This window comes from Pedobacter sp., from assembly GCF_035566355.1.
Taxonomy (GTDB): domain Bacteria; phylum Bacteroidota; class Bacteroidia; order Sphingobacteriales; family Sphingobacteriaceae; genus Pedobacter.
In genome coordinates, this window is the sequence record NZ_DATMRL010000079.1 from 1 (window position 1) to 7,143 (window position 7,143).

Sequence of the window (7,143 nt, forward strand, 5' to 3'; positions counted from 1 at the left end):
CTACCGGGTTAGGTAAAGTATACGAAACACCGTTTACTTTTACCACATAAGTCCCTGTCCCGTTTAGGTTGATTGGCTTAGAAGCTTTCCAGACAGACTGGAAGGTCTTATAATAACGTACGTCATTTACTTTATCGGCAAAGGCAGTTTCATAAACCCATTTGGTTGCTCTGAACCAGGCATAAGAACGGCCATCATTCAGGTTACGTTCACCTAAATAAGCATCATATGGACACACATACAAGTGGTTCCAGGTATGGCTGCCGCCGTAGGTAAGATCACGAGAGTATTGCACATTAAATAGCACTTCTTTATTGTTCTCATTGGTCGGTTTAAAAACATCCCCGAAATCAGGAAGCAGTCCGAGGTTTAGAGCAGCAGACTGGTCTATTAAACCCTTAGCCATATCGAGTGCATCCTGAAAATCTGTTGCAACAGCTGCATTAGAATACCCTCTGGTTAAATAGACTTTAGCCAAAAGATGTTTCGCCGCGGCTATGGAAGCCCTGCCCTGCTGTAATGCGTTAAGCTGCGGACTCGGTGAAAGATCCGTGATACAAGATTTTAGATCTGAAATGATAAAGTTGTAAACATCGGCTTTGCTGTTGCGAACCGCTGCACTGGTGGGCCCGCTGGAATAATTTTTATTGAGTGTTACATCACCAAAGAACTGAACCAACGTAAAATAATAGAAAGAGCGCAGGAACTTTGCTTCTGCAATCTTTTGCTTTTTTGCCGCCTCAGTTATTCCGGTAAGATTTGCACCAAAGTCTACCAATCCATTACAGGTATTGATCCATTGATAGCAATTGTTCCAAATAGAATTGGAGAATTCATTGGCAGAATTAAAAGATATGTTGTAATTGGCCACATTAGTGGTCCTGTTACCATTGGCAATCCGCAGTTCATCTGTACCAATGTTGGTAAAAGCTTCTAGCCCTTCTTCTGGACCATATAAGCCTCTTAATCCCCCATACGCAGCATTTAAACCACTCTCGATACCCTGCGGGGTAGAGAAAAAATCTTCTGTTAATTTGGAGTGATTTTCTTCTATAAGTTCTTTTTTACAGCCGGCATAAACTAAAATAACGATGATTGCGGCTATACTGTATATTATCTTTTTCATGATCTATCTGTATTAAAATGAAACATTGATGCCGAATAACATGGAGTACAAGGATGGGGTAATCTCATCGATGGCATTATTTGTTTCCGGATCCAGGCCTCGTGCATCTTTCTTATATGGAGAAAAGAACGTGAAAGGATTAGATGCTGTGGCATATATCCTGGCCGATCTCGCACCAATCTTCTTTAACACATCCGGTGGGAGCGTATACCCAAGGGTAATGGTTCTGATCTTTAGATAGGAAGCATCAAACAAGTCTAATGTAGACCGGTATGCCGGGGTTTGCAGAGATGAATTGGGCTTAGGCCAATAGTTAACCGGGTTATCTGGCGTCCAATAATCTACATTAAGATTATTATAACCACCTTGCAGGGTATTTGACCAACCCCCATGAATTCCTGATTTTAGTTTTCCTCCTGATTTGAAATAGGTTACAAAAGAAAAATCAAAATTTTTGTAAGCAAATCTGTTGGTTACTCCCCCTTCAAAATTAGGTTGTCTGGCACCTAAGATCACCCTGTCATCTGCCGTTATTTTCCCGTCACCGTTCGTATCCGCTACTTTAACAGTACCCACCAGTGAATTGGTGCCTTTTAAATAAGCATCTGCACTACCCACAAGACCATATTTTAAAGCTAAAGCAATATCTTCGGGTGTATTTTGCCATAATCCAACACGCTGATAATCAAAGAAAACTCCATTGGGAGAACCTACAAACCAGGAGTTGGCCAGATCTTTAGTAACCCCCGAAGCTAAAGAAGTAATTTTGTTCCGGTTAAAGAAAACATTCACATCTGTTGTCCAGCTGAACTGTTGATGTCCATCACCTTCAAAATTAACCGTACTAAGGTTAAACTCCATCCCGTTGTTTTGGGTATTGCCTATATTGTTCCGGATTTGTCTGTAACCAGAGGTTCTTGGAAGGCTTTGATAAAGAAGGATGTCGCTTGTTTTCTGCTGATAATATTCTATCGATCCAGTAATGCGGTTTTTAAACAATCCATAATCTAGTCCGAAGTTTAGTGTGCTGGTATATTCCCAGCCCAGGCTTGGATTTGCCGGGTGATCAGCGTCGGGATAGGTACCCTGAACATTCGTGCCTCCATAGTTGTAATAGATATTCGTTAGCCAGCCCATAGTTTCATACGCCCCAATGGCCTGATTTCCTACCCTTCCATAGCTCGCCCTGAGTTTAAGCGCAGAAATCGACTTGCTATTTTCCAAAAAGCTTTCACGGCCCAGGTTCCATGCCACTGCGGCTGAAGGAAATGAATGCCATTTATTACCGGCAGCAAGTCTGGAAGACCCATCCGAGCGCATGGTCACAGTTAGCAAATACTTATCTTTATAAGTATAATTCAAACGCCCCATGTAAGAAAGGATGGCATTCTTGGTAAAATCACCGCTGCTGGTAATACTGGAAGCATATTTTGGATTGTAGTATTGAAGATAATCTGCTGGTATATCCCGGTAGCTCACGTCGCTCACTTCAGAACGGTTTTTCTGTAAACTATATAAACCAGTAAAATTAATCACATGATCTTCTGCTATAGTTTTATCATAGGTCAAAATATTTTCAATGGTATAATTGTAACCTGTGTAATGTCTGTTGTAACCATAGTTTTGGGTTCCCAGCTGTTTCGTTGTATTACTGGCATAAAATTTACCCTGCGTTTCCGGGCTGATCTCTATTCCAGTATTTAATTTGTATTTAAAACCATGTGTAAAGTCAACATCAATATAGGCCGTAGTAAATGTACTCAAGCGTTTCACATCGTCTGCCAATGCACCAGGCACAAAATCAGATAGCGGGTTCCACACGTTTTGATTACTTCCCGGCAAATAAGTGGAAAGCGTACCATTATCCAGATAAGGTTTAGAGAAAGGGCTGGCCTGTAAGAACTGGCTCACCGGATTTAGATTGGAGCCTTTTGTAAGGTTATAACTATTCAATGAACTCAAACCAACCTTAACATATTTTCCCAATTTATGGTCAATACTGAGTTTTGCGGTATAGCGGTTCATGCTTTGACCAGGATAAATTCCTCCTGCAGTATAATAGCCCAATGACATATCATACTGGGTAAGATCTGTTCCTCCAGATACGCCAACCTGGTGATTGGTCAATAAGGCAGTTTTATACAGCAAATCCTGCCAGTCGGTATTTGTTCCCGCCTTATAAAGCGCGTATTCAGTTTTGTCAGAAAAAACCGTTTTATTGGCATCATCAGAAACTAAAGCAGGATCATTAATTCCGGTATAGGAACCTGGGGCAGAGCCGTTAATCTTTGCCCACTTCCTCATTTGTAAAAACTGATTGGCATCCATCACATCATAATGTCCCAATGATTGGTTAAAACCTACATAACCACTGTAATTAATTATAGGTTTTCCATTCTTACCCCTTCTTGTATTGATCAGTACAACCCCGTTAGCTCCTCTCGAACCATAAATTGCTGTGGAAGAAGCATCCTTCAAAATAGACGCAGAAACGATATCGTCCTGGCTGATGTCGTTCAGATTACCATTAAACGGTATCCCGTCCAAAATAATAAGAGGATCATTGTTTGCACCCAAAGATCTTTCGCCTCTAATCCGTATGGTTGGTGCAGCACCGGGCTGGCTGTTTCCGCCACTTTTTTGAATAGATAAACCTGGCGCGCTGCCTTGTAAAGCGGTAGCAATATTCCCTGCGGGAATCTCCCTTAGCTGCTTTTCACTAATAGAAGAAACCGCTCCTGTAACGTCAGATTTTTTTCGGGTACCGTAACCAACCACAATAACATCGGCCAGTATTTGCTCACTTTGTTTCAGCGAAATATTAATTGACGTTCGGCCATTAACAGCTACTTCTTCCGAGGTATAACCAACATAAGAAACCACCAGAATGGTATTTTCCGATGTCCGGATAGAAAAATTTCCCTCAGTATTGGTGGTAACTGCCTGTTGGCTTCCTTTTACTTTAATGCCCGCACCCGGTATGCCCTGCCCCTTTTCATCGGTTACCTTACCAGATATAACAATATCTTGCCTTTCGACCAACTCTGCAGCTGTGTATGGTCGGAGTACAACCACATTCTTGTTAATAGAATAAGTAAAAGGCTGCCCGGCAAAACATTTCTTTAAGACTTCCAAAAATGGCTCGTCTTCAACATCTAAAGTAATTGTTTTTGCTTTTCCAAGAAGGGCATCGTTGAAATAAAAATTATAATCCGTTTGCTTCTTCAAAGATTCGAGAACCTTTTCTATAGGCATACGGTTTGCATTTAGGGTCACTTTCTGAGCAAAGGTGCTTGCTCTGCTTTGAAATATGGTGACCAGCAGAAACATACAAATAAATTTCATTCTCAGCAGAAATTTAAAACGCAGGGATCCAGATACACCCCATGCAGTTGTGTTAAATAATTTATACATTTGGTTAGTAAGATTTAATACTTATTATGATGAAATGGGTTGATAATACTTGCTATTGGCCAATTGGCCTGAAGATCCGGAGGGCTCAATCTCCGGGTCTTTTTTAGCTTTTATTGATCAGGTAAGATTTTAATCCATTACGTATATCCTCCTTCCCTGAATCTTGAAATGTACGGTTCCAGTCATTTCCATGGTCTTCAAAACTTCTGTTACCTCATCGAACTTTGAAATCGTACCACTGTAACGGTTATCCAGTTGTTGGCTTTGATAAACAATGTCTACATCATACCACCTGGATATTTTATTTAAAATAGAGTGTATATCTTCATGGACAAACATGAAAAAGCCATTCTTCCAGGCAATTGCTTCCTCAATAGAGACATTCTTTACAACAATATTTCCTTTGCTCTTTTCCAGAACAGATTCTTGTCCCGGATGCAGCAAAGATTCTTGTCCTTTGGAATGAATCCGTACTGATCCCTCCAGTAAAGTTGTCCTGATCAAACTTTCATTTTCATAAGCCATAACGTTAAAATGAGTGCCTAGTACTTCAACTTCCTGAAGAGCGGTTTTTACTTTAAATGGATGCTTTTTGTCCTTTGCAACCTCAAAATAGGCTTCACCGGCAAGCTCCACACGTCTTTCATTACCAGCAAATACAGCTGGAAATTTCAAAGATGACAATGCATTTAGCCAGACCAGTGTACCATCCGGCAGCAAAATTTTATATTGTCCTCCACGTGGCGTACTAAGAGTATTCATAACGGATCCACCTGTAGCTTTTTGCTCACCAGCAGAATAAACCAGCTGCCCCTCCTTGGTTTTAATGATTTGTGTACCTGAACTGTTAATGATATTTCCTGGCTTCGCATTATCCAGCACAATTTGTTTTCCATCGGCCAGGATCAATAAAGCTTTATCCGTTCCGGGTTTTATAAGATTTGGCCGCTCTTTGTGAACGGCAGCTGTTAACTCTGTTTTTGTTGATCTGCTGATCATAAACCAACCTGTTCCAATGGCAATAGAAAGAACAGCAGCAGCAGAAAGTAAGCGATACAGATGTTTAACCCTGGAATTCAGAGTTTGCCCGGTAAAAATTTCCTTTTTGATATTTAAGCGGATTCTTTCTTTAACTAGGTTACTTTCATCTATATGTTCAGCCAGCCATTCTGTTGGTTGACTGGATTGACGATCATACTCTTCCTGCAGTTCCTTCCGCTCCGGCTCGCTTATGGACCCGTTTAAATACTTTTGTATAAGATTGTTCAGCTTATCGTCATTCATTATTTATATCTGGCTTATATAAAGGAAGTACCATAAAGAGCAGCTATCCCTTAGTCCAGATTAAAAAAAATAATTAATTAATCGTTTTAGTTCTAAGCTAAAGTAGAAATAGGAAGCCTGCATCTTTAAGTGACCCTTTTAGGGTCTTTAATGCTTTGGTAAGGTGCGCTTCTACTGTTTTTTCTGAAATGTTCATTTCTCTGGCAATTTCAGGATTATTTAAGCCCTGAACCCGACTGTAATTAAACACCATCCTGCATTTCTCAGGGAGTTGTTCTACAACACCTCTAAAGTATTCTTCAAGAAACCGCACTTCGATCCGTTCATCATCCGCAATTAAGATATCCTGGTAATAGTTCTCCTTTTCTATCTGCTTACGCCTTTGCTCCCGTTGTTTATACTTATACACTGAAAATTTAACTGCAATAGCAAAATAACCGGAAAGGGAATGAATAGAAATATCGTTCCTTCTCTTCCATACACTGATAAAAACATCTTGAACAATACCTTCAGCAACTTCCTTATTTTTGGTATGGCTATAAGCCAGAGACAGGAGTTTCAACCAGTAATGATCGTAAATCTTCGTAAAGGCAGACTCACTTCCCGAAATTAAAGCGGCAATGAGTTCTTGTTCCTGTTCATCCTTTTTTGAAGAAGACATATACATATTTGGTTTAGTTGCATACGAATATATATAATGTTATTTTAATTGTATTTAACCTGCATCACTTTTTATTGATCGACTAGTTGTTGATGTACTATTTTAATCAATTCGCTGTTCTTTAATCTTAAGAAATCGTAATTATTAAAGTTTGATTTTCCCCAATACTGACCTTGTCTTTTAGGAGAACCTCCAAAGCATTATTTTTCTGTATAAACTCAATAAGAATTTGCCTGCCATCCAATATTGCCGAAACAGAACTTACCTTTTTCCCACCTAATTTCTCTAATGCAATCTTATTGAGCGCTAACTCCCCATATTTCAATTCAAAACTATGGATTTGCTTAAGATCTGTTTTCCGTTGGCTGTACGTACCCCATCCTGCCGCGGTTGTAAATGCTGCCTTAAAGTTTTCCTTATTCCATTTAGGTGCAAAACCAATATATCCTTTTGGCCCATGATATTCAAAACCGCAAGCTGTAACGAATGTACCATAACTGGCCATAGCTCTTGCATAATGATCACTGCACTCAATTTCATTAAAAGGATTTCGTTTTGCTGCATGGTGCCTATCATGAATAGCACGGGTTAAAATCAAACCTTCATCAGGCATTCCCTCAGCCATAAAATGTGCCGCTACCTGGTGTTCAAAGCCACT

At 40.0% G+C, this 7,143-nt stretch carries 4 protein-coding genes and 1 pseudogene; all 5 read right to left on the reverse strand.

The genetic code is table 11. The annotated features are described in order from the left end of the window. Positions 1-1,126 (reverse strand): RagB/SusD family nutrient uptake outer membrane protein (locus VNZ46_RS02915; protein ID WP_325558579.1); only part of this gene is annotated, 1,126 nt, incomplete at its 3' end. Positions 1,127-1,138: 12 nt separating this feature from the next. Beyond that, complete coding sequence (locus tag VNZ46_RS02920; protein ID WP_325558580.1) at positions 1,139-4,540, reverse strand: TonB-dependent receptor; 3,402 nt, start codon at positions 4,538-4,540, stop codon at positions 1,139-1,141. A gap of 129 nt (positions 4,541-4,669) precedes the next feature. Then, positions 4,670-5,824, reverse strand: a complete 1,155-nt coding sequence (locus VNZ46_RS02925) for a FecR family protein (protein ID WP_325558581.1) — start codon at positions 5,822-5,824, stop codon at positions 4,670-4,672. 97 nt (positions 5,825-5,921) lie between these two features. Beyond that, a complete protein-coding gene (locus VNZ46_RS02930) occupies positions 5,922-6,485 on the reverse strand; it encodes an RNA polymerase sigma-70 factor (RefSeq protein ID WP_325558583.1) in 564 nt (187 codons plus the stop codon). 127 nt (positions 6,486-6,612) lie between these two features. After that, a pseudogene (locus VNZ46_RS02935) lies at positions 6,613-7,143 on the reverse strand (hypothetical protein); the annotation flags it as partial.

Excerpts from the sequence above, each read along its gene's own strand:
- VNZ46_RS02930 (WP_325558583.1), bottom strand. The coding sequence starts at position 6,485 with ATGTCTTCTTCAAAAAAGGATGAACAGGAACAAGAACTCATTGCCGCT.
- VNZ46_RS02920 (WP_325558580.1), bottom strand. The coding sequence starts at position 4,540 with ATGTATAAATTATTTAACACAACTGCATGGGGTGTATCTGGATCCCTG.
- VNZ46_RS02925 (WP_325558581.1), bottom strand. The coding sequence starts at position 5,824 with ATGAATGACGATAAGCTGAACAATCTTATACAAAAGTATTTAAACGGG.